This window comes from Candidatus Dormiibacterota bacterium, assembly GCA_035544955.1.
Classification (GTDB): Bacteria; Chloroflexota; Dormibacteria; order CF-121; family CF-121; genus CF-13.
Map to the genome: position 1 here is coordinate 74,210 of DASZZN010000037.1, position 22,753 is coordinate 96,962.

General features: G+C 66.1%; 23 protein-coding genes and 2 pseudogenes. 12 read left to right on the forward strand and 13 right to left on the reverse strand.

Going from position 1 to position 22,753, the window contains the following annotated elements; genetic code table 11:
• Window positions 1-15: 15 nt before the first annotated feature.
• A complete protein-coding gene (gene dxs / locus VHK65_14025; protein ID HVS07263.1) occupies window positions 16-1,935 on the reverse strand; it encodes a 1-deoxy-D-xylulose-5-phosphate synthase in 1,920 nt (639 codons plus the stop codon).
• 157 nt (window positions 1,936-2,092) lie between these two features.
• Here dxs and VHK65_14030 point away from each other — a divergent pair, with 157 nt between their 5' ends.
• Window positions 2,093-3,667 carry a long-chain-fatty-acid--CoA ligase gene (locus VHK65_14030; GenBank protein ID HVS07264.1) on the forward strand — a complete coding sequence of 525 codons (1,575 nt, stop codon included), beginning with the start codon at window positions 2,093-2,095 and terminating at the stop codon, window positions 3,665-3,667.
• Between the two features lie 35 nt (window positions 3,668-3,702).
• Here VHK65_14030 and VHK65_14035 read toward each other — a convergent pair whose 3' ends face one another.
• Window positions 3,703-5,382: a hypothetical protein gene (locus VHK65_14035; GenBank protein ID HVS07265.1), complete on the reverse strand. Its 1,680-nt coding sequence runs from the start codon at window positions 5,380-5,382 to the stop codon at window positions 3,703-3,705.
• A gap of 97 nt (window positions 5,383-5,479) precedes the next feature.
• Here VHK65_14035 and VHK65_14040 point away from each other — a divergent pair, with 97 nt between their 5' ends.
• Together VHK65_14040 and VHK65_14045 are read left to right on the forward strand one after the other, a co-directional pair.
• Window positions 5,480-6,445, forward strand: coding sequence for a hypothetical protein (locus tag VHK65_14040; protein ID HVS07266.1), 966 nt, complete (start codon window positions 5,480-5,482; stop codon window positions 6,443-6,445).
• Between the two features lie 4 nt (window positions 6,446-6,449).
• The gene (locus VHK65_14045) at window positions 6,450-7,274 is read left to right on the forward strand and encodes an SH3 domain-containing protein (GenBank protein ID HVS07267.1); all 825 of its coding nucleotides are present in this window, start codon (window positions 6,450-6,452) and stop codon (window positions 7,272-7,274) included.
• Between the two features lie 14 nt (window positions 7,275-7,288).
• Here the strand turns inward: VHK65_14045 and VHK65_14050 are convergent, their stop codons facing one another.
• From VHK65_14050 to VHK65_14060, 3 genes and pseudogenes are all read right to left on the reverse strand, one after another.
• Entirely contained in the window at window positions 7,289-7,606 is a 318-nt protein-coding gene (locus VHK65_14050; protein ID HVS07268.1) for a hypothetical protein, read from the reverse strand.
• A gap of 27 nt (window positions 7,607-7,633) precedes the next feature.
• Window positions 7,634-7,882, reverse strand: a complete 249-nt coding sequence (locus VHK65_14055) for a hypothetical protein (GenBank protein HVS07269.1) — start codon at window positions 7,880-7,882, stop codon at window positions 7,634-7,636.
• A 40-nt stretch (window positions 7,883-7,922) separates the two neighbouring features.
• Window positions 7,923-8,276: pseudogene (locus VHK65_14060) on the reverse strand (DUF4389 domain-containing protein).
• A gap of 26 nt (window positions 8,277-8,302) precedes the next feature.
• Between VHK65_14060 and VHK65_14065 the strand changes: the two are divergent.
• Together VHK65_14065 and VHK65_14070 are read left to right on the forward strand one after the other, a co-directional pair.
• Window positions 8,303-8,476 (forward strand): annotated as a pseudogene (locus VHK65_14065) (LuxR C-terminal-related transcriptional regulator).
• Between the two features lie 9 nt (window positions 8,477-8,485).
• Entirely contained in the window at window positions 8,486-8,902 is a 417-nt protein-coding gene (locus VHK65_14070; protein HVS07270.1) for a GNAT family N-acetyltransferase, read from the forward strand.
• Between the two features lie 36 nt (window positions 8,903-8,938).
• Here VHK65_14070 and VHK65_14075 read toward each other — a convergent pair whose 3' ends face one another.
• Entirely contained in the window at window positions 8,939-9,205 is a 267-nt protein-coding gene (locus tag VHK65_14075) for a hypothetical protein (protein ID HVS07271.1), read from the reverse strand.
• On the opposite strand from VHK65_14075, the gene VHK65_14080 reads away from it, so the two are divergent.
• Complete coding sequence (locus VHK65_14080; protein HVS07272.1) at window positions 9,204-9,326, forward strand: hypothetical protein; 123 nt, start codon at window positions 9,204-9,206, stop codon at window positions 9,324-9,326. The genes VHK65_14075 and VHK65_14080 overlap by 2 nt on opposite strands.
• 143 nt (window positions 9,327-9,469) lie before the next feature.
• Here VHK65_14080 and VHK65_14085 read toward each other — a convergent pair whose 3' ends face one another.
• Both VHK65_14085 and VHK65_14090 read right to left on the reverse strand, forming a co-directional pair.
• A complete protein-coding gene (locus VHK65_14085; GenBank protein HVS07273.1) occupies window positions 9,470-10,138 on the reverse strand; it encodes a Rieske (2Fe-2S) protein in 669 nt (222 codons plus the stop codon).
• Window positions 10,135-10,698 carry an RNA polymerase sigma factor gene (locus VHK65_14090; protein ID HVS07274.1) on the reverse strand — a complete coding sequence of 188 codons (564 nt, stop codon included), beginning with the start codon at window positions 10,696-10,698 and terminating at the stop codon, window positions 10,135-10,137. The genes VHK65_14085 and VHK65_14090 overlap by 4 nt, the downstream gene beginning before the upstream one ends.
• A gap of 111 nt (window positions 10,699-10,809) precedes the next feature.
• Here VHK65_14090 and trxB point away from each other — a divergent pair, with 111 nt between their 5' ends.
• From trxB to VHK65_14115, 5 genes are all read left to right on the forward strand, one after another.
• Window positions 10,810-11,826, forward strand: a complete 1,017-nt coding sequence (trxB, locus tag VHK65_14095; protein ID HVS07275.1) for a thioredoxin-disulfide reductase — start codon at window positions 10,810-10,812, stop codon at window positions 11,824-11,826.
• 43 nt (window positions 11,827-11,869) lie between these two features.
• Window positions 11,870-13,438, forward strand: coding sequence for a glycosyltransferase family 39 protein (locus VHK65_14100; protein ID HVS07276.1), 1,569 nt, complete (start codon window positions 11,870-11,872; stop codon window positions 13,436-13,438).
• Window positions 13,439-13,493: 55 nt separating this feature from the next.
• A complete protein-coding gene (locus VHK65_14105; protein ID HVS07277.1) occupies window positions 13,494-13,820 on the forward strand; it encodes a hypothetical protein in 327 nt (108 codons plus the stop codon).
• A gap of 63 nt (window positions 13,821-13,883) precedes the next feature.
• The gene (locus tag VHK65_14110; GenBank protein HVS07278.1) at window positions 13,884-15,047 is read left to right on the forward strand and encodes a cysteine desulfurase family protein; all 1,164 of its coding nucleotides are present in this window, start codon (window positions 13,884-13,886) and stop codon (window positions 15,045-15,047) included.
• Between the two features lie 4 nt (window positions 15,048-15,051).
• Window positions 15,052-15,426 carry a DUF2203 domain-containing protein gene (locus VHK65_14115; protein ID HVS07279.1) on the forward strand — a complete coding sequence of 125 codons (375 nt, stop codon included), beginning with the start codon at window positions 15,052-15,054 and terminating at the stop codon, window positions 15,424-15,426.
• Here the strand turns inward: VHK65_14115 and VHK65_14120 are convergent.
• Complete coding sequence (locus VHK65_14120; protein ID HVS07280.1) at window positions 15,423-16,505, reverse strand: RDD family protein; 1,083 nt, start codon at window positions 16,503-16,505, stop codon at window positions 15,423-15,425. The genes VHK65_14115 and VHK65_14120 overlap by 4 nt on opposite strands.
• Before the next feature lie 95 nt (window positions 16,506-16,600).
• Between VHK65_14120 and VHK65_14125 the strand changes: the two genes are divergently transcribed.
• On the forward strand, window positions 16,601-17,587 hold the full coding sequence (locus VHK65_14125) for a stage II sporulation protein M (GenBank protein ID HVS07281.1): 987 nt from the start codon (window positions 16,601-16,603) through the stop codon (window positions 17,585-17,587).
• Here VHK65_14125 and VHK65_14130 read toward each other — a convergent pair.
• From VHK65_14130 to VHK65_14145, 4 genes are read right to left on the reverse strand one after another with little or no spacing between them, the layout of a single operon-like run.
• Window positions 17,565-18,881 carry a DUF58 domain-containing protein gene (locus VHK65_14130; GenBank protein ID HVS07282.1) on the reverse strand — a complete coding sequence of 439 codons (1,317 nt, stop codon included), beginning with the start codon at window positions 18,879-18,881 and terminating at the stop codon, window positions 17,565-17,567. The genes VHK65_14125 and VHK65_14130 overlap by 23 nt on opposite strands.
• Window positions 18,882-18,888: 7 nt before the next feature.
• On the reverse strand, window positions 18,889-19,836 hold the full coding sequence (locus VHK65_14135) for a MoxR family ATPase (GenBank protein HVS07283.1): 948 nt from the start codon (window positions 19,834-19,836) through the stop codon (window positions 18,889-18,891).
• Complete coding sequence (locus VHK65_14140) at window positions 19,833-20,972, reverse strand: DUF4350 domain-containing protein (protein HVS07284.1); 1,140 nt, start codon at window positions 20,970-20,972, stop codon at window positions 19,833-19,835. Before VHK65_14140 ends, VHK65_14135 begins: the two co-directional genes overlap by 4 nt.
• Entirely contained in the window at window positions 20,969-21,991 is a 1,023-nt protein-coding gene (locus VHK65_14145; GenBank protein HVS07285.1) for a hypothetical protein, read from the reverse strand. The genes VHK65_14140 and VHK65_14145 overlap by 4 nt, the downstream gene beginning before the upstream one ends.
• Window positions 21,992-22,753 lie beyond the last annotated feature (762 nt).

A 22,753-nucleotide genomic window follows, 5' to 3' on the forward strand; every position in this document is an offset into this window, starting at 1 on the left:
CCGTCGGCCGCCCGCCTAGCTGCCGGGCTGCGTCGCGGGCTGCGGCATCGAGTCAGTCTCGCCCACCGCCCGGCGCACGCGGGCGGCGACGCCTGGCGCGTCCAACCCGAGCTGTTTGAGCAGCTCCGCCTGGCCGCCCTGTTCGATGAACGTGTCGGGCACCGCCATCACCGTGACCGGAATACCGAGGGGCGCGAGGACTTCGGTGATGGCCGACCCGAAGCCACCGGTCACGACGTTGTCCTCGAGCGTGAGCACCGCCGGGTGACGTCGCGCCCAGCTCTCGAGCCTGGGATCGAGTGGCTTGATGTAGCGGCTGTTGACGACCGTGAGCGGCAGGCCCTCCTTGTCGAGCAGGGCGGCGGCTTCCACCGCGACCGCCACCAGCTTGCCGGTCGCCAGCAACAGCGCCGCACTGCCCTGCCGCAGCACCTCCCATTCGCCGACCGGGAGGAACTGCCCAGGTTGCGCCTCGCTCTCGCCGGCTGCGCCTTTGGGAAAACGAATCGCGAACGGGCCAGCGGGCTCGTGCGTGACGGCTGTATGCAACAGGTCGCGCAGCTCCTGCGGATCACTGGCCGCGGCCAGGGTGAGGCCCGGCATCGCTCGAAGGAACGTCAGGTCGAAGATGCCGTGGTGCGAGGGGCCGTCATCGCCGGTGATCCCCGCCCGGTCGAGCACGAAGGTGACCGGCAGCTTGTGCAGGCAGACGTCCATCATCACCTGGTCGAGGGCACGCTGCAGGAAGGTCGAGTAGATGACGACCACCGGGCGCAGGCCGGCCATGGCCAGGCCCGCCGAGAAGGTGACGGCGTGCTGTTCCGCGATCCCGACGTCGTAGAAGCGGTCGGGGAACCGCTCGGCGAATGGCCCGAGCCCGGCGCTGCTGCCCATCGCCGCGGTGATCGCAACCAACCGTGGCTCTCGTTCGGCTTCTTGCACCAGCGCCTCGCCGAAGACATCGGTGTAGGAGACTTTGCGGCTCAAGGGCTTGGCCGTCAGCACGTCGAAGGCGCTCACGCCGTGCAGATGGTCGATCTCGTCTTCTTCGGCCGGCCCGTAGCCGCGGCCTTTGGTCGTGATGACGTGCACCACCGACGGGCCACCCAGCCGGCTGACCTGGCGGAGTGTGCGCTCGATGTCTTCGATGTTGTGACCGTCGATCGGGCCCGAATACTTGATGCCCAGGTATTCGAAGAAGGTGCGCGGCGAAACCAGCTCTTTCAGGCCTTCCTTGATCCGGCGTCCGGCTTCGATCGCCTTGTCGCCGGCGGGGACGCGACGCAGGATCCGGTCGACGCGGCTCTTTGTCCGGTGGTACGTCGGATTGAGGACCGTGAGCTGCTGCGCGAGGTGTTGCGCCAGGCCGCCGACCGTCGGCGCATAGGACCGGCCGTTGTCGTTGACGACGATGATCACCGGGGTCTTGCGATGACCGATGTTGTTCAGCGCTTCATAGGCCATGCCGCCAGTCAGGGCGCCGTCGCCCACGACGACGACGACGTGTCCGCGATCGCCCTGCCGCCGCATCGCCTCGGCCATCCCGGAGGCGTAACTGAGCCCGGTGGACGCGTGGCTGTTCTCGATGAAGTCGTGCTGGCTCTCGGTTCGATTCGGATAGCCGCTCATGCCGCCCAGTTTGCGCAGCCGGGCAAACCCCTCACGGGGGCGGGTCAGCAGCTTGTGGACGTACGCCTGGTGGCCGGTGTCCCACAGGATCCGGTCCTTCGGGCTCTCGAACACACGGTGGAGGGCCAGGGTCAGCTCCACGACGCCGAGGTTGGGGCCGAGGTGGCCACCGGTCTTGGAGACCGTCGCCACCAGGAATTGGCGGATCTCCTCCGCCAGGGCGCGTAACTCCACATCGCTCAGGGCGCGAAGATCGGCCGGACTCGTGATCCGGTCGAGGACTGGCGTGCTGGAAACCTGGTCCATGTTCGCTGTTCGAGTCTAGCGAAGAGCCGGCAACGCCCCCGCCCGACAGGTAACGCAGCTGACCCCCGTTTGGTTTCTCCCGGCGTCTTACTATCTATGGAGTCGGCACCGGACTAGACTCGGCGGAAAGCCGGGCAGTGGGAGGAGGAAGGGCTCGATGGAGACGCCGCTCACGCCACTCGAGTTCATGCGGCGGACTCGCCGGTTGCATCCGCAACGCGAGGGGGTCGTCGACGGCGAGCTCCGGCTCACCTACGAGCAGTTCTTCGACCGCTGCGACCGCTGGTCCGCGGCGCTCCAACGGATGGGCGTTCGCCAGGGTGACCGGGTCGCCTACATCGCGCCGAACGTCCACCAGCAGCTCGAGTCCTTTTACGCCGTGCCGCAGATTGGCGCGGTGCTGGTTCCAGTCAACTACCGGCTGACGGCCGACGACTTCGCCTACATCATCGACCACTCTGGGGCGACGGTCGTATGCGCCACCGAGGAGTACCTCGAAAGCGTCGACAGCGTTCGCGACCGCCTGGGGGACGTCAAGCATTTCGTCGCGCTGACAGGCACACGAGCGGGGTGGACTGACTACCAGACGGCGCTCGCGACCCAATCACCCGACGTCAGCCGGCCGGACATCGGCGAGGGCGATCTCCTCACCATCAACTACACGAGCGGCACGACGGCGCGGCCCAAGGGCGTCATGATCACCCACCGCAACGCCTACCTGAACACGATCGGAACCCTGCTGCACCTCCGGTTGGGGATCGGCGACCGCTACCTCTGGACCCTGCCCATGTTCCACGCGAACGGATGGACGTTCGTTTGGACGGTGACGGCCGCCGCGAGCACGCACATCTGTCTGCCGAAGCCCGAGCCGGCGACGATCTTCCGGCTGATCCGCGAGCAGCATGTGAGCTGGCTGTGCGCGGCGCCGACGGTCTTGATCGGCCTCGCCAACGCCCCAGCCAGCCTCCGCGGCGAGGTACCGCGCGGCGTGCGCGTCGTGACAGCGGGCGCCCCACCGGCTGCCGCCACGATCGAGCGGCTCGAGGGTGAGCTGGGCTGGGAGGTGACGCAGGTCTATGGCCTGACCGAAACCTCACCGTTCATCTCGGTCTGCGATCCCCTGCCGGAGCACGCGGCGTTATCGGCCGCTGAACGTGCCACGGTCAAGGCACGGCAGGGCGTGGAGCTCATCACATCCGGCGACCTGCGCGTCGTTGACACGGAAACCGGTGAAGAAGTGCCACACGATGGGAGCACGATCGGCGAGATCGTGGTCCGCGGCAACGTGGTGCTGGAGGGTTACTACCGCGATCCCCAGGCAACGGACAAGGCGATCCGGGACGGGTGGTTCCACTCCGGCGATGCCGCCGTCGTGCACCCGGACGGCTACGCCGAGATCCGTGACCGACTGAAGGACGTGATCATCAGCGGAGGCGAAAACATCTCTTCGGTCGAGGTCGAAGGGTGCCTGCTGCGCCATCCGGCCGTCCAGGAGGTGGCGGTCGTCGGGCTGCCGCATGAGCGTTGGGGCGAGGCTCCCTGCGCGTTCATCGTCTTGAAAGCCGGTCAGACCGCGACCGCGGAGGAGCTTCGAGACTTTGCCCGCGCGAATTTGGCGCACTTCAAGGTGCCGCAATGGTTCAACTTCGTGGAGGAGCTACCGAAGACGGCCACCGGGAAGATCCAGAAGTTCGTCTTACGCGGGCGCGCGCCGGCCATCGTCCGTCAGTAGGCGCCGGCCGTTAGCGGCGGCCCGACGCCTCGGGATCAGGGGGCCGGGGCTAGATCCGTGTAGTCATTAATGATGACCTGGTGAGTCACGCCCGCCGCGGTGTCGATGCCCCAACTCTTCGAATAGGGCGTGCTGGTCTGCGAAAGCACGTTGCCGGAGACGTCACGTGTGATAAAGGTCGAGGTCCCCGTCAGGGTAACGCCGACGAGCCGCGACGCCTGGCTGCTGAACTTCGGAAGGAAGAGGTTGAGGCTGACCTTGTCGAAGCTGTAGGTCTTCTGGATGAGCTTTCCGGAACTGATGTCGTCCTTGATGACGTCGGTAAATTCCTTGAGGCCATCGCCCGTGGCTCCACTCTCAGCCAGCTTCAGGTCGTGGGCACGACGGGCCTCGGATTCGATGATGAGGTCGAGCACCGCGTCCTGGGCCATCTTCGCCGCGTTCCGCGGCGCCGACTGGTCGAAGGCGATGACATTCGACGCGACCGTTACCGTGGGAATCGGCGGCAAGATCCATAGCTGCGCCGATGCGGAGGCGGGTCCGGAATTTCCTGGCGGCGGCAGGGCGGCGCCAGCCGAACTCGAGACTGCGCTACCGATGGCGGGCGCGGCGCCGACGGTGAGCGCGAGCGACGGCGTCGACCCATCGGCGAGCCCCGCGGCCGGCTCCGGGCTGTGGGTCGATAGATCCGCGGCCACCGGAATGGTGCCAACCAATAGCAACGCGATGGCGAGCGCCGCCGGCAGCCGCCAGCTCGGGCGACGCCTCCCAGCCCTCTGCCTGTCCCGGGCTTCGAGTGGGGCCAGAAACCGCGCCAGCGCAAAGCGCAGCGCACAGGCGATGACCAGGCTGCCCAGGATCGCCGTCTTGGTCCAAAACTCAAGGGTCGTCGGGCCGATCAGCAGCACCGCCAGGATGGCCACGACAATGCCGAACGCTACGCGCGCCACCGGGCCGTCGGGCACTGTCCGCGGGTCGGGGATCATGAAGAGGCCGAAGACGAGGAGTTCGGGCGAGGACACCAGGATCTGCCAGAGTTCAACACCGCACATCGGAGCCACGTGCCAGCTGGCGACCATGCAATGGTCGGGTACGAGGGCAAGCGCCAGGGCGGTAAAGGCCGCAAAGCCAGCCATGAAGGCCAGCTCGAGGCCGAGCAACCGCAGTTCCCACGCGATCAACAGCCCACCGACGATCAGGACCGCGTACGTCACGATCAGCCACGGCCCAGGTGGGATCCACCACAGATCCTGCGGCTCCGTGAGCTTGGGGCCAAGCGCGACAAAGGCGATGACCAGGCCAAGGTTCGAGGGGTTGAAGATGTGCCGTCCCCGCCAGCGGATCAGGTACTTCGACGCCATCGAGACGGCGACCACGCCGACAAAGATCCAGATTCCATGCGTGCTCCACCATTGGCCATGAAGCGTGCCGGGAGTCCGTAGGATGAAGGCCGTGCTGTTGCCAGTCAACAATCCGCTGGCCGGCCACATGATGGCGCTGTCCTTGAAGAAGGCGACGCCGAACTCGATCAGAGCACCGGTCGCGAGACAGATGAGGATCTGCGCCACCGAGAGCCGAAACCCGAGGACGGTCTGGCCCAGCACCTGGAGCGTCACGAGCACCGCGGCAACATGCATCCGGGGATCGCGGAGGCTGGGGAGGATGACCGAGTATTCGTGGCCGAAGAGGCGAACCGCCCGGCGCTTGGCGCTCACCGTTGAGTAACGCTCAGAAGACCCAACGCGTTACAGGGCCAAGGCTGTGTTAGCATTTCGCCCCCCCTCGCAAGCGAGGCCCTGGGCCCGGCCAGGGTTGATCGGAGTCGTTGTCATTGCCGCGCTCTCCGGCTGCGATCTTCGGGTCGGTCTCGACCTGCCGACGACCCGCAGCCTGGAGACCGGCGCCACCGGCAGCCTGTCCGCGGCCGACAGCTTCGAGATCACCGGGTCGTACAGCGAGGGCAGCAACCAGTGGTCGATCGACCTGCAACTGAGCCGGCCCGACTCCGAGTACGTAACCGTCACGACGCCCGACCTCAAGCTCGAGGCGATCATCCTTGGCAACAACACCTATTTTCGTGGGCAACAGTTTCTGTCTGCGCACATGGGCAGCGATCTTGTCTCCCGAAGCTTCGTCAAGGCCGCGGGAGATGGGTGGTGGAAGGGCTCGGCCGGCCAGATCCCCCACCTGACGGACCTGACCGATGGAAATACCTTCAGGTCGACCTTCCTCGGCCAGGCGGTCACGCACCGCACTGACCACGTGTCGGTGGATGGAATCGATGCCGTCGACCTGTCCGGCGCACGGGGCGAGGTGTTCATCACCGCGCAGGCCCCTTATCGAGTGCTACGCGTGCGGTTGAAACACGGCGTTGTGGTTGACGGCATTCGCGACGCCGACCTCCGGTTCGTCAACTACAACCACGACTTCCAGATCTCTGTGCCTACGAATGTCATTGATTTCTCGAACCTCACGACGCTGCCGCCAATCTACACGGTCGTGTCGGTCGACACCTCGGGATGCGGCTCGCCGTGCGTGGTCTCGGCCTTGCTCAAGAATCTAGGCGGGCTGGTTGGTGCCCGGGCGCCGTCCACCATCACCTTCGCGATCACCGACGCGGCCTCTCGACAGGTGCTCGGAAGTTGCCAAGCGCGGGTCGTGCCGGACGTGGCGTACAACGCGACGACCACGGTGAGGTGCTCCATCGATAACGTGGCCGCCCAGCCCTCAAACGCGGCCACCGTGACGGCAACGCCCGACAACCCGGGACGCGGCTAGGATCGTGAAAAAGCTCGAGCTGGCCTTATGGGGCCTGGTCTTCACACTGCTAGGCGCTGAGGTTGGGCTCGCCGTGCTCCGGCCCTGGGACCATCACGTGGCGTTGTCGGTATCCGGCTCGCACACGTCGCCGGGGGCAAACAGGCTGGTCACCCCCTCCGCTGGTGGCCAGTGCCCCGACGTGGTGGTTCACCGCACCGAACAAGTCCAGACGATCCCACGGAGCGCCTGGATCCATGCCTCGGACGGGGTCAACGTTCGGGCCGCGCCGTCGTCTTCGGCGACCCGCGTCACGACGCTGGCCACCGGAACGCAATTGACCGTCCAGGAGGAACAGGGCAGTCCTGATGGCACCTGGTATCGGATTCGCCTGGGCGACGGGCGGGACGGTTGGCTGGTTGGGCGCTATACGACCAATTACCCGATTAGCCTGGCCTCGACCGACTCGCTGAAGATCTGGCTGCCGGTCGGTTATCAGTTCCAGTCGGTGGCACCGGGGAAGGCGGAGGCGCACTACAAGGGCGGGCCGCAGGCGTTGCTCTACCTGGAGAGTGGCGCGAAAGACCAGGCGCCGACGGAGACCAAGGTGTCGGCTCCCCTTCCCGGCCGGTCCACCTGGACGGCACGTTCCACCGAGCAGGTCCTCGTCGGCGACCTTCCCGCCACCGACCGCGTGTTCGGCGTCAAGCTGGCCGGCAGCGGCTGTCCCGCGCTCGTCCACGAGGTCAGGATCACCACGACCAGCCGTTACTACAACTTGCTCTTTCTGCTGGACGACCCGAGCTCGTCACTGGTTGCCCAGTTGCTCGACAGCGCCACGGTGCAGTAGGGGTCCGCTAAAGGTCAGGCCTGGTCGCGTTGGCTCAGAATCCCGGGAACGCCGGCGGCATCGTACGACGGGTCGGGATGGATGTCGAAGGCGTCGGCAAGGCGCACAAAGAGGTTGAAGAGCGCGCCGTCGTAGACCGCTTCAGCGATCTGCGCGTCGGTCCACCCGGCCTCGCGAAGCCGCTGCACTTGCTCATCCGTGATGCGATACGCGTGCCGGGTCAGCGTCTCGACGAATTCCAGGAGCAGTCGGTGTTTTGCCGACAGATTGGCGGCGTCGAGGTCCCCGTCGCGCAGCGCCGCCGCCGCTTTTGAGTATTGCTCTCCCTGCAACTGCAGGAACCAGGCGTGGCTGCTCAGTCAATAATGGCAGCGGTTCAGCGCCGAGACGTAGGAGGCGATCATTTCGTGTTCCGCTCGACTTAGCGCCCCGTCGCTGAAATGCAACCGGCTCGCCTGGTCGATGGCACGCAAGAAGTCAGGTCGCAGGCTCATGGTCCGCAGGATGTCGGGGACGTTCCCCTTCGCCGACGTTTTTTTCAGCTGACGGTAGAGTTCAGCGATCTCACCCGATGCGTCGTCGTCCTCGATCCATGCGATCCGAGCCATGATGCCCTTACCATACGTCCTTGCGCGTCCTGACTTGCGCTTAGCTCAGCCTGAAGGGTGGATACTGGTCGGTCACCAAGGTGAAGGCATAGCCGTTGACCCGGTTGCCCCATCGAATGACGCCAACGACGAAGTCGAACAGCGTTCGTGGATAGGTATCCGTGAAGAGAATAGCAAACCAGGCAACGATGACGGCCACCACGGCTGCGATCCCGAGAAAGAAGAGAACGACGTAGTGCGGGATGGCCAGAAACCACTTGATCAGGGGCAGCCAACGGCTCATCTGGCGAACATCCGGATACACGAAGTTGAGGTGGACCGCTTGCTCCTCGTCGGTTGACGGATAGCGATCATCGAGCAAGGCCAGATACGCGGTGACACGGTTGGAGAAGCGCGGTGCAGGCGGTGGGAGTACTCGGGAAGCGAGAGGTAGAGGTTGCGCGGCTCGTCGCCGACGGGCTGAGCAACAAGCAGATCGGAGCGCGCCTCTTCATCTCCGAGCGCACCGTCGAGAGCCACGTCCGCGGCATTCTGAACAAGCTGGGGTTTAACTCGCGAGCCCAGATCGCCGGCTGGATGGGGTCGTCGCAGTAGCCTCGTTGCATGGACATCAGAAGACTCGGCCCGGGTGATGAGCAGGCGCTCGAAAACGTCGGCCCTCAGTTCGACAAAGCTGTGCAGGCCGCGGCAGGAACGCGGTTTCTCAACTCCGACGGCCACCACATCCTGGTGGCCTACGAAGGCGAGGTGGTCCCCGGCTTCGTGACCGGCGTCGAGATGACCCACCCCGACAAAGGAACGGAGATGTTTCTTTACGAGCTGGGCGTCGATCCCAGTTTTCGTGGCCGAGGCTACGGCACGGCCCTGGTCAAGGCGCTTGCCGCGCTCGCCCGTGAGCGGAATTGCCACGGCATGTGGGTGCTGACCGACGACGACAACGCCGCGGCGCTGGCGACCTACGCCGCGGCCAGTGCGACCCGAGAGTCTACGAACGTCCTCCTGTCGTGGAAATTCATTTGACGGGTCTCTCCAATCAAGAACTCGACCCAGCGGGGGCTATGGCTTGACCAGGCTCCAGTTAGTGTATTTGCCCTTGATGTCGCCCGGCGCCGCGTCGCTGTGGAAGAAGTAGAGCGGCAAGCCGTTGTAGGTGACCTGAAGCGTGCCGTCATCGCGGGTGATCGTGCCCAGCTGACCGGTCACGCCGGAGCCGCCCGTCGGCGTCTGGCCGCTGGGGACGGTGAGCGCGGGCCAGTTTGTGATGCATGCACCTTTGCAGTTGCTGACGCCTGCCGTGTCCTTACTGAAGTTGTAGACGGTCATGCCGTTTGAGCCCGCCACCAAGATATTTCCTTCGGACCCAACCATCTTTGTCATCACGACGGGCGTGGCCGACGGCGAGGGTGTCGCTGTCGCGGAGTTCGAGCTCGATGAAGGCGATTGACTGCCACATGCCGCCATCACCGCCGAAACGAAAAGTCCTACTCCAACCCAACGAACCCGAGCGTACATCAGCATGCTGGCATCCCTCCACTGTGTATGGTCTGCCTCTTGATACGACCGCTTGTTACAGCGCGGAGCTTGCCGCTAGGCAGTGTAGACCTCGACCTGCCCGTTCTCGACCTTGACCTGCAGTGAAGGCAACGGGGAGAGTGGGCTTGAATAGTTGGTGGGCTGCCCATCCTTCTCGAAGGTCGCCCCGTGGCATGGGCACTCGAACCGATCCCTGAATTTGCTGTAGTTAAGGATACAGCCCATGTGGGTGCAGACCGCCGACAGGGCCGTGACCTTGTTGCCGGTGCGGGTGAGAAAGCCCTCGATGGCCCCGGAACGGAAGGCGATTGGAGTGCCCTCGGGCAGCTCCGCCAGCGCCTTGACCGGCTTCCAGCTGCCTTTCTCGACGAGCGGCCGCTTCGCAACTTTTGGTGCCGATTTGACGACTTGCTCGATTCCGATCACCGCCGCGACGCCGGCCGCGATCCCGGCAACTCCGGTCAGCAGGAGAGAGCGACGGCTGGGCCGCGCCGTCGGTTCCGGGCGCGCCGACCGCTCTCCAACCCATCCATGAATCGAGCCTTGCATCCGCTCCAGGAACTCCTTCGACGGAAGGCCGGCTCCCGGCTTGGCGGCTCGGAGCATCGCGGCGGTTTGCCGCGCCCGTAGCGCGGCTTCATCGCCGAGCGGCGTGCGCTCCGGCCGGCGGTCCTGCAGCAGGTCCTCGACGTGCTTGTCGAGCTGCTCGGGATCGTCGTTCACGTCGCCCTCCCGCGTTCCCGGCCCGCCCGGTTAAGGGCCCGGAATTGCAATACCTTGACGTTCGTCTCGCTGAGGTTGAGCTCCTGGGCGGTCTCACGCACGGAGTAGCCGCGCAAGAAGCGGAGCTCCAGGACCCGGCGGTAGCTTTCGGGAAGGGTGGCGAGCAGGGAGTCCACCCGTAGCACGGCTTCGGGATTCTCCCGCGGCGCCGGCGGTCGGGTTACGTCGTCCTCCAGCTCCCCCGCGTCCTCGGCGTAATACTCCCGCCAGTGGTCGGCGAGCGTCGTTTGGGCCACCCGGTACAGCCAGCTGCGCAGCTCGGGGACCGAGACGTCGTTACGCATGCCGGTGATGGCCTTCATAAACACCTGGGCGGTGAGGTCCTCGGCGTCCGGGCGGTTCCCGACTCGGCTGTAGATGTACTGATAGATCGCTGTGACATGTGTTTGATACGCCCAGGTGAGATGGTCATGATCCTGGGTGGCGCCGGCCTGAGGCAACGCCACGACCCTTCCGGAGGGAGCGAACACCGCGGCGCCGGTTGTAGGGTCCTCAGACATCCGCTTCCGCAGTTATATACCGCCCGGGGTTACGTTGCGCGACGCGGTGGCCAGGCTCGTTCAGGAGAGGCCAATTGGGGAATACTGGAGTTGGGATAAGGCTTAGATAACATGGGAGCTTCGCAAACGATGGAAAAAGACCGCCAGTACGACGTGGTCATCATCGGCGCCGGGCCGGCCGGCTTGACCGCCGCCCTGTACGCCGGACGAGCGCGGGTCAAAACCGTGGTGCTGGAGCGCGGCGCGCCGGGCGGCCAGCTGCTCAACACCGAGGCGATCGAAGACTACCCTGGCTTCGACCACATCACCGGGCCGGAGCTGGCCCAACGGATGGCCGACCAGGCTGTCAAGTTCGGCGTGGAGCTGGAGACGGCCCGTGTGACCGGCATCCACCGCCGCGGGGACAAGCAGGTCGTGCAGACCGAAGACGGTGAGTACACGGCGGATTTCGTGATCCTGACTGCGGGCGGTGAGCCGCTGAAGCTTGGTATTCCCGGCGAGAGCGAGTTCCAGGGTCGCGGCGTCTCGCAGTGCGCCGTCTGCGATGGCGCCTTCTTCAAAGAGGAGGAGGTCGCTGTGGTCGGAGGCGGTGATGCCGCGCTCGAGGAGGGCGTGTTTCTGACTCGCTTCGCGAAGAAGGTCTACATCATCCATCGGCGCGAGCAGTTCCGAGCGCAGGCCATTCTGGTCGAGGCGGCACGCAAGCATCCGAAGGTTGAGCTGATCACCAACACGATCGTCACCGAGGTCAAGGGTGAGGATGGCCAGGTCAAGGAGATCACGTTGAAGGACGTTGTGACCGGCCAGACCCGACCCTTGAAGGTCACCGGCCTTTTCGTCTTCATCGGCTTTCAACCCAACGTTCAGTTCTTCGATCACCGGGAGCACGTCGAGCACGACCCGCTCGGATTCCTGGTGACGGACTCGACGATGCAGACGAGCCTTCCCGGCGTCTACGCGGCGGGCGACGTCCGATCGCAGCTGACACGGCAGATCACGACGGCCGTCGGCGACGCGACCACCGCCGCTATCGACGCGGTCAAGAAGCTCGAAGCCAGGAAGCACGAGCCCACGCCCGTGCCGGTCGATCTCTACGGCCCCACCCGGCCGGACCTCGTCGGCGGCTAGCCCGGATCGGCCGCCTCGCTTTGCCGCTGGTGCGGTCGCCGGCGTGTTCGTCGTCGCCGCTGGGCTGCGGCTCTGGGGGATCAACTTCGGACTGCCGGCCCTTTACCGGCCGGATGAGGACGTCACCGTCGGTCGGGCCATGGGCGTCTTCCACGGAATCCTGAACCCGCACTTCGCCGACTGGCCTCATCTCTACTTCTATGTTGGGGCGGCCTGGCTGGCGCCGTTCCGTCTGCTGGGGCTGGTCTCCGACCCGGCGTCGGGCTACCTGGGGATCCGGGTCCTCGATGCGTTGCTGGGCAGTCTTACCGTCCTGGTCGTCTTCGAGTTCGGGCGCCGGGCGTATGGATGGCTCGCCGGGTTCTTCGGAGCCGCGGCGCTAGCGGTCGCCTTTCTCCATGTGCGCGATAGCCATTTCGCGACGCTCGACATCCCGTTGACCCTGGCCACCATCGCGACGCTATACGTCGCCTATCGCACGATCCAGTCGCGCGGTCTGGGACCGCTGTTGATCAACGGCATCAGCCTTGGGGTCGCGGCGAGCCTCAAGTACAACGGGGCGCTGGTTTTCGCCGGGATCGCCGCCGCCCAAACGCTTCGGTCCCACGCCGAGCTGACCCGGTGGCCGCGACTGCTGGCACGCCTCGCACTGATTGCCGCGGTTGGCGTCATCACGCTCGCCGTCACATCCCCCTTCCTGGTGCTCGACCCAGCGATGACGCAGCATGGCATCGGCTACATCTTTCAGCACCTGGGACGGGCGAGCGCACCGGCCATCGGGTGGGTCCAGCTGAGTGTTGCGCTGTGGTTTGGCATCGATCCGGTGCTCGTGCTGCTCGCGGGTATCGGTGTCGCCTACGCCGCCTGGCGCCGACAGCCGGCCGACTTGATCATCCTGACGTTCCTGGTCGTCTACTTCCTGTTGATCGGCGCCGGGCGCTCGGTTTTTCTTCGCTATGCCGATCCGATGATCCCGCCGCTGCTGCTGCTCGGCGGTCGTGCCCTGGCGGCGCTCGTCGAGCTCACCGCGCGAGGTAAGGCGCGCCGGCTGGCGCTGGCCGTGGCGTTCGTGTTGATCGCGGTGGCGCCGCTCGCTCACGACCTTCGCTACGACCTCTTGATCCAGCAGACCGACACGCGTACGCTCGCCTTCAACTGGTTGGCGCAGCACGTGCCTGCCGGCGGCAGGGCTGCGGTGCCCTACATGGCCGGTCCGGCTCACGACCAGGCGATGATCGACAGCGGCGAGCACAGCCACGGGGCGACGGATCTGTATGTCGCGTCCTTCCTCGACAGCCGGCTGGAAACCCAATACACCATCCGCGAGCTGACTCGCGACGATCTCCAGCTGACATCGCTCGACAGCTTTCGGAAAGAGGGGATTACCTACGTCGTCGTTGGCTACGAAACACCCGGCACCGGATGTCAGGCGCTCAGCCCGCTCGAGCGGACGTTGCGGGCACAGGGACCACCGCTGGCGAGCTTTTCGCCGACGAACGGATGTCCGGACAGTGTCTTCGACCCGATCGACACCTACTATGTCCCCCTCGCGGGATATGCGGACTGGGTCAGGCCTGGCCCGCAGATCCGGATCTACCGCCTCGCCGGCTGATCGTTCGAATCCGGCGCTTGGCCAAGCGCTGGAGCGCCATCTATAGTGGACATCAGTGAATCTGATAGCGCTGATCAAGGAGCGAGCCAAGTACTACAAGTGCCTGGCGTGCTCGCAAGCGCTGGCCGATTGCCAGGTCAAGTTGCTCAACGAGGCCGATGGGCACTGCACCGTCGAGGTGACCTGCGCCAACTGTGGGGTGAGCTTCGTCGCCGTCCTCCTGCTCAAGAAGGCCAAGCATCCGGATGGCCTCCCCAAGGCCGCCGAGGAAGGTCCGATCAGCACCGATGAGATGCTCGACGTCCACGAGTACATGAAGGCATTCAGTGGCTCACTGAAAGAGCTGGCCCGCGGCCGTCCGTTTCGCCCGACGTCCTCGTAGCCGCCCCCACCCTGCCATCCCGCGGAGGGGGAGGGAAAATTTGAATCCGCGAGCCATAGAATGATGCCGATGGTGTACCTCGACCATTCGGCGACCACGCCCCTCGATCCCGAGGTGCTCCAGGCAATGATGCCCTACCTCACGGATGAGTTCGGCAACGCCTCCAGCGTCTACGGCCTCGGACAGCGGGCCCGCCAGGCGATCGACCAGGCACGCGATGAGGTCGCTGCCTTCTACGGCGTGGCAGCCAAAGAAGTCATCTTCACCTCCGGCGGCACCGAGGGGGACAACTTCGCCTTCCAGGGGATCGCGCAGCGGAACGCGGACCGGGGCCGGCACGTGATCACCTCGACCATCGAGCACGACGCGGTGCTCCGCTCGGCGGACGCGCTCGAGCAGGGCGGTTTCGAGGTGACGCGGCTGCCCGTCGATCACCACGGCTTGGTCGATCCTGGCGACCTCGGCCGCGCGCTGCGGCCCGACACCATCCTGGTCAGCCTCATGCACGCCAACAATGAGATCGGCACGATCGAGCCGATCCGCGAACTGGTCGCCGTGACCCGCGAGCGGAGCACCGCCTACTTCCACACCGATGCGGTCCAGTCCACCGGAAAGATCCCAACCCGCGTCGATGACCTCGGCGTCGATCTGCTTTCGATGTCGGCCCACAAACTGCACGGTCCGAAGGGCGTGGGTTGCCTGGTGGTTCGCTCGGGCGTGCGGCTCTTGCCGCAGATGCTGGGGGGCGGGCACGAACGCAACCGCCGCGCCGGCACGGAGAACGTCGCAGGCATCGTGGGACTGGCGAAAGCTATCGGCATCGCGCAGCGCGACATGGCGAAGAACACGGCCCATCTCATCGGCTTGCGCGATCGCTTGATCGAGAGCGTGCTCGGCCGGATCCCGGGGGCCGAGCTCACCGGACACCCGGTGAGCCGTCTTCCGCACCACGCAAGCTTCCTCTTCGATGGCGTCGAGGGCGAGTCGCTCCTCCTCCAGCTCGACATGGACGGCATCGCCGCCTCCTCGGGATCGGCCTGCACCTCGGGCTCGCTCGAACCGAGTCATGTGATCCTCGCGCTCGGCTATCCGCGGGAGCGAGCGCTTGGCAGCCTGCGGCTGTCGGTCGGCAAAGGCAACACGGACAGCGAGATCGATCTCATCCTCGACCGGCTGCCGGGGATGGTTGCCCGGCTGCGCGCCATGACGCCCATCTCCGCCGCCTGAGCCGATGCCGGAGACGTTCTACCGCGTCGATGAAGCGAATGCGCTGGTCCCCAAGCTCAAGCCGCTGCTGGAGCGGATCCGATCCACCCAGGAGGCGCTGGCGAAGGACAAGACGGTGGCGGTCGTCAGGGAGAAGGCCTCACACAATGGCGGAGGCTTGCCGGCCCGGCATCTGGGCGAGCTGACGAAGACGCTCGAGCGTGACCTGCGTCAGCTGCAGGAGTGGGGCATCGTGCTGCGCGATCCCTCCATCGGCTTGATCGATTTTTTTCATCAGCGTGAGGGGGAGACCGTGTTTCTCTGCTGGAAGCTGGGCGAGGGCAAGGTTGAGTGGTGGCACCCGGTCGACACCGGTATCGCCGGGCGCCAGCGCCTCTAGCTCTGGTTCCCGAAGGCGATCGCGAGAATGATGATCACGAGCTCGATGCACGTCAGCGACAGCCCGATGATGCCGAGCAGCCGCCCCGTCCTCGCCTTGTCCTCGCCTTGATATTTCTGGGGCTCCGCTCGGATTGCTTTCAGCGCGTCGCTGCCAAACACGATGGAGAGGATGCCGGTCGGAATGGCAATCAGTGGCATCCAGCAAAAAATGAGGGCGGTCACGCCCCAGGTCTGCGCGCTCGATGCATTGCGGTGAACGGGGCGAAGCGGCGTGATTCCTTCGCGCTCCGCGAGCCGGTCGAGCGCCGCCAATGGACCGGAGGCCGCGACGACATCCGGCAGCGCGGCGGTGAGGGCCGCTTCCGCGCTCCCCGCCAGAGCCTTTCGCCGCTGCAGCGGAAGCAGCTCCCTGCGGGCCGCATAGGCAACCACCAGGCGTCGCAGGGCCGGGTCGAGCGGACGATCGATCGCCCCGGACGGCCCCGCGGACGCCGCCGCCGTGTCCGTGCTGGGTATCGACCAGATGGACGACGCGGGCTTGGACTCGGGTGCCGCCGCCGCGGGCGTGCTGGCCAAATCGTAGAGGCTGATGCGTTCCCGGTCGCGGACGACCAGCGTGCCGGCGGCGAAATCGCCGAGCCGCTTCGCCCGGCTGTTGCTGAACATGGTGACGATGCCGATCGCGTAGAAGAGCGGGAGGAAGTCGACGATCCGCACCAGGTTACGGATCGCCGCCTGCCCAACCGTGAGCGGCTCCCCGTGGTCGCCCACTGCGCGCAGGCGCACCGATCGTTTTCCCAGCGTCTGCCCGTTCATCGCGGCTTCGCTGATGAGGAAGTAGCCCGCGATCAGGACGAACGTCAGGATCAACTCCACCAGCGCAAAGACCTGGGCCGAACCGAAGAGACCGCCGAGCGCACCGGCTCCGATGGTGATGATGATCTGGATGAACGTAATGATCAGGACGTCGATGAACTGCGCCAGGAAACGGCTGCCGATGCCGGCGATCTCGTACTGGAACGCGACCCGTTCCGGGGTGGAGACAACCAGGTCGTCCGAGGAATCCGGCGGCTGCACGCCTGCAGTCTAGCGCCCAGTTTTGCGACCGGGCGTCGCGATCCTGCTACGGGAGGGGAGTGAGGTTCGAGGGCGCCGTCCGTCATCATGGATAGGTGCGCGCCGATGAGTTCGTGACCCGGCGGCGCCCCGAGTGGGACCGCCTGGAACAGCTGTTGACGCGGGCGGGGACGAGCCGCATCGGCGGTCTGCTACCCACCGAGGTTCTCTCGCTGGCAGCGCTCTATCGCCGCGCCACCGCGGACCTTGCCCGAGCCAAGCGCGACTGGCCGACCGAGCCCGTAGCCGGGTATCTGAATGGCCTGGTGGCGCGCGGGCACGCGGCCGTCTACCGCCAGGGCGGCAACCTCGGTGAGCGGATCGCGGTCTTCTACAAACGGACCCTGCCACAGACCTACCGCGAGGCCGCTCCCTACCTGATCGCCGCGGCGCTCCTGCTGTTCGGTCCGGCCCTGGTCGCCTTTGTCGCCGTCAGCCTCGACCCAACGCTGGCCTACTCACTGGTCCCGGCACAAATCGTGCAGGGCGTCCATAACCACCAGCTCTGGACCCAGATTTCCCCCGACACGCGCGCGCTGATGTCGGGCGTGATCATGACGAACAACATCAACGTCTCGATCCTCGCCTTCGCGTTTGGCGTGCTGCTCGGCCTGCCGACCATCTACGTGCTGATGACGAACGGGATCCAGCTGGGCGGCCTCCTCGGCCTGACGAACGCCTATGGCATTGCACCCGGCCTGCTCGATTTCATCGTCGCCCACGGCGTGATCGAGCTATCGGTCGTCGTGGCGGCCGGTGCCAGCGGATTGATGATGGGCTGGGCGATCCTCTCGCCGGGCGCCTACCGCCGCCGCGACGCGCTCGTCCTCGCCGCCCGCAAGGCCGTCATCATCCTGGCCGGCCTCGCGCCCTTGCTGATCATCGCCGGCATCATCGAAGGCAACCTCAGCCCGTCGGATGCGCCGACTGCGGTCAAGGTCGCCGTCGGTCTGTCGACCGGCGCCTTGCTTTACTGGTACCTGCTCTTCACGGGTCGCGCCAGTCGACAGCCACGTCGACCTAGAGCAGCGCCCGCTCCTTGAGTTCCAGGTAGCGTTCGACCAGCGAGGGGCTGAGCCGGCCGGCCTCGACATCGAGCCCGAGAACGCCGCCCTGCCGCAGCTGCTCGAAGCTCGCTCGGCGGGCGGCCAGCAGCTCCTCGGCCGCCGCCCACTCGTAGGCGCGAGAAACCCGTTCGATGGGCGCGTAGCGCGCCGCCAGCACCTCGGGGTCGGACATGGCCACGACCATCACCAGGTGGCGCCGGCTCAAGCGGATGGCGTGGGCGACCAGGTCACGCGAGGCCTCCGGGTCGAGCACGTCGGTGAGGACGACCACCAGCGAGCGACGGCTGACCCGCAATGCCAGCTGCGCGAAGGCCTCAGCGAAGTCGGGCTCCGCGTACTCAGCCTTCACGTCATAGAGCACCTTATTGAGCTGCGTCACCTGGGCGGGACCGCGCTGCGGCGCGACGAAGCGGCGCACGCCGTCGCTGAAGGTGAGCATGCCGACCTTGTCGCCCTGGCTCTGCGCCACCCAGGCCAGCAGCAGGGCGGCGTTGACGGCGTGATCCAGCTTGGTCAGGTATCCGGCCGGGGCGGTCATCAACCGTCCGCAGTCGATCGCGATGATCGCCTGCTGGCCGCGCTCGGCTTCGACTTCCATCACGACCGGGCTGTCGCGCCGCGCCGTCGCCTTCCAGTTGATGCGCCGGACGTCATCGCCGGCGAGATAGTCGCGCAACCCCGCGAATGCCGTGGTCGCCCCCGGCGGGCGGGCTCGTCTGAGTCCCATCATGATCCGCATGCCGCGGCGCAGCATCAGCTCGTAGCGCTTGATGGCAAGCACGTCGGGATAGACGGCAGCCGGCTCGTCGGCCTTGATGCGTACCTGCCGGACAAGCCAGCCTCCGCGTCGCCAGCAGCGGAGGTCAACCGGTCCGAACGCGTAGCGGCCGCGGTGCGGCGGCTGCACCGTGTACTCGACGCCCAGCAAGCCCTCCCGGTCGAAGGTCCCGGTCAGGGTCCGGCGATCCGGCTGGAGGTCCGCGGGCACGTGGTCGGCGACCTCCGCGGGAAGACCGGCCGCCTCGGAGTGGGCGACCAGCAGCTGCACCGACTGCACTTCGCCCAGCGAAAACGGTTGGGGCAGGACGCGGCTCGCCATGAACCCGGACTTTTTCGGCAGCCGCGCCGCGTCGGCGATGGCGAATCCCAGCAACGCCGCATAGTAGCCAAGAAACGCGATGAGAAATACCGGATGCACGATGATCAGCAAGATCGGGACCGTCCCCAGCAAGAGGGCGATAAGCAGGCGCGGCTGCGGTACCAGTGTCACGGGCGACCTAACGGGGCGGCGTAACCCGGGCGATGACAGAGTCGAGCAGGCTGTCGGCGGTCTGTCCGCCGACCTCGGCTTCGGGCCGAAGCAGCAGCCGGTGCCGGAAAGTGGGACGCAGCAACCCTTTCACATCATCCGGGGTGACGTAGTCACGGCCATCGAACGCTGCGGCGGCCTTGGCGGCGAGCATGAGGAGCACCTCGGCTCGCGGACTTGCCCCCAGCACCAGCTCTGCGGCCTGGCGGGTCGAGACCGCCAGTTCGATGATGTAGCGTCGGACCTTTTCCTCGACGGTCACCTTGCGCGCTTCCTCGCGGCATTCCATGATGGCCGCCGCATCGAGCACGGGCTCGACGCCGGCGCGCGCCGGATCCCTGAGCTCGATGCCGGCATCCCAGCGCCGCAACATCTCGAGCTCCTCCGTCGGACTGGGATAGGGCATCACCGCCTTGAAGAGGAAGCGATCCTGTTGCGCTTCGGGTAGCGGGTAGGTGCCCTCGTACTCGATCGGGTTCTGCGTGGCCAGCACCATGAAGGGATCGGGCAACGGCTGCTGCTGGCCCTCGAGGCTGACGCCGCGCTCCTCCATCGCTTCCAGCAGAGCCGCCTGGACCTTGGCCGGGGCGCGATTGATCTCGTCGGCCAGCAGGATGTTGGTGAACACCGGTCCCTGACGAACCCGGAACGACCGCGACTGCAGGTCGTAGACGGATGTGCCGACGATGTCGGCCGGCATCAGATCGGGCGTGAACTGCACCCGGCCATACTGCAGTGATAGCAGACGGGCGATGGTCTTGGCCAGCAGGGTTTTGCCAACTCCCGGCACGCCCTCGAGGAGGACATGGCTTTGTGCGATCAGGGCCAGGGCGCAAAGGCGGACGGCCTGGTCCTGACCCACGATCGCCTTCGACGCCTCGGAGCGAAAACGTGCGTAAAAGTCGGCAGCCTTCATGCGGACTCCTTCTGATTCTCGACGGTAGACACTGGATAGGCTAGGTCGTGCAGCCGCCGGGCCATGTCCAGCACCGCGGCCTCTGAGGCCACGGCCGACGGAAGCTCGGCCTCGGCCCGAGATAACTCGCTCGCGGCAGCGGGTGAGCGTTGCGCAATAGTTTCCAGGACCTGCGACGATGGCGTCGCACTGCCGACGCCGACGCGCTCCGCGACGGAACGGCGAGTCGCGGTGAGCAAGGTCTCCAACGTGACCCGACGAGCCCCGGTCCGATGCAGCAAGCTGCCGACCGCGGCCGCGTACTCGGCGCTGGAGCGATCCGCGGCCTGGCGCAGCGGAATGGGCGGCCCGAAGGCACGGCCACGCAGGGCAACGCCCGCCATGATGATGAGCACCGCCAGCGCGAGCGCGGCGCCCCAGGGCGTCAACACCCAGGCGGTCGCCGTCGGCACGCTGCCGGCGATCTGCCCGTGGTGAAACTCGTCGAAGAGCACGCGCCCGCCGTTGGGTGTCAGTGCGATCAGGTCGGCGGCAAAACGACCGTTGTCGGCCAACCGTAGGTAGCCATTGCAGAGCACGAGCGGATCCGACATCGCAATCAGCTGCCCGGACCCAACGGCGGTGCGGACGGCCAGCACGTCACCTTTCGCGTTTCGGAGCAACGGTACCTGTGACGCCGACGGCTTGAAAGCCATGGCCGAGGAGGCGCCCGACAGCGTACTGACGCCGCCGAAGATGGGCGCCGCGGCGTGGGCGGCGCCATCGACGCTCCCGTTCAACAGATTGAGGTTGAACTGGGTGTCGAGGTCAGGATCGCGTGCTTCGGTCGCATAGACGACGACGTTGCCGGCTCTCAGCCAGGTGTCCACCTGTTGAGCCTCGCCGCTGCTGAAACCGGTCGTCGGCCTGAAGATGAACATCAGGGCGGGCGCGGAAGGAAGGTTGTAGTCGCCTTCGACGGACCCTGTGCCATAGCCGAGGGCCTCCGCATAGAGGCGCAGCGCCGACGTCCCGTTGCCGGCGTCACTGGCCGAGCTGTGCCCGGGTGAGTCGCCCGTGGCGGTGCCCCGCAGCAGCACGACGATCGCGATCAGAGCGATCACGGTGCCAAACAGGATCCAGCGGCGGCGGCTCACGCGGCGGTCCGCCGGTATCGCTGTGCCGCCTCGAGGGCCTGCGCATACATCGGCCGATCGGGTGGGCGATGGCCATAGCTGGCTTCCTCGAACGAGCGCAGCAGCGGCCGTAGCAGCTCCGGTTGCTCGGTCCGTTGAAACAGCTCGCGGACGGTGTACGGGCTGCGGTCCCAGGCGCGCTCGCCGCTGATCCGGACCGTAACCCCTCCAGCTAGCGCCTGAATCGCGCCAAGGAAGTCGCCGGCCGCTGCCAACCGGTCGGCCTCGGCGAAGAAATCGAAGGATGGCCGGACGGCCGATGGCGTCCACCGCGGGACGGCGTCGCGCCCGCCGCGGCCCAAGGCGCTCCGAATCGGCCAGATGATGATGCCCAGGATGACCAGCGCGGCGAATCCCAACCAGAACCAGATCGGGATGTTGAGATGCAGGTTGTTGACGCCCAGCCAGCGAAGGAAATTCCCAATCGCCGTGGTCACCCCTCTGAGGATCCGCTCGAGTAGAGACGGTCCAGATGCCAGGCCCACGTAGCGCGGCATCGAGAGGACCGTGTTCAGCTGCTGGCTCGCGCGCTGGGGGTCGGGTGCATCGACGCGTGCCTGGAGCGCGGTGTACAACGCCTGCAGCCGCTGGTCGGCGTCGCTGAGGTTGGGTGGTTGCGCACCCAGGTCGTACAGAATTTCCGGCTGGCTCGGTCCGGGCGCGGTCGCAAGGACCTGGAGCGCCTGGAGGATCGACGGTGTGTCACCGCGCTCGGCGAACTGTACGAGCGTCAGCGCGCGGTGGATGGCGTTCGTGTAGTCATCGGCCTGGGTCGCCGATGCCGGGATCGCGGTTGCCAGCGCGAGGATGAGTGCCGCCAGCAGCGGCCCCCCGCGCGCAAGCGAGCAGCTGCTACGCGGGAGCAGGGCCCGGGGAGGTTTGCTGCGCGAGTTGGTCCAGGTCGAGGCCTTCTTTGCGAACCCGGAGATCGAAGTAGAGCAAGACGACGGCGATCGTCGTGATGGGAGAAACCAGCGCACTCAACAGCGTCGAGCCAACCTGGGCGAGCGCGGCCTGAAAGTCGCCAGTGGTGAAGATGGCCGCGATCAGGCCGAACATGATCAAGAGCGCGTACGAAATAATGGTCTGCAGGATCGCGACGATCAGCAGAATGCCGAACGTCCGCCACCATTGCCCCTTGACGAGGTTCCAGCTCCGTCCCAGACCACGGATCGGACCCATGTCCTCGGCCATCATCGCCGCCACCGTAAGCGACCAGCGCACCAGAAAGTAGACTGCGGCGCAAAACACCGCGAGCCCAGGCAGGATGAGCAGCACAAGTCCGATGAGCTCGGCAATGAGCCAGACCACGCCGAAGACAAACAACAGCCCGACGAGACCGAGAAGGGGCCAGTAGCGGGCCAGGGTCTCCCGCAGAACCACTCCGATCGTCGCCGGCCGGCCCAGGGCAACGTCAGTGACCGCGCGATAGACCGCGCCCAAACTGAAGGGCAGCAGGATAAGGGCGCCCAGTGCGCCGAGCAAGAGGGTCCCGAGAAGATTCGAGAACTCCTGGCTGTTGAAGGCGACCGTCGAGGTCCCGGTGGCCGTAAAGAGATTGGTGTACGAGGTGGAGTTCAGCCGGTAGACACCGGTAGCAAGCGACCACACCAGCCCGGGTAGGGCCACGAGTAGGGCCACGCCCACGATGAGCGAGAAGTGCCGCCGGTAGAGTCGGAACAGCTCATCGAGCAGCTCCGACAGCGCCATCGGCCGGAAACGGATTGGCGCAGGGGTGGATT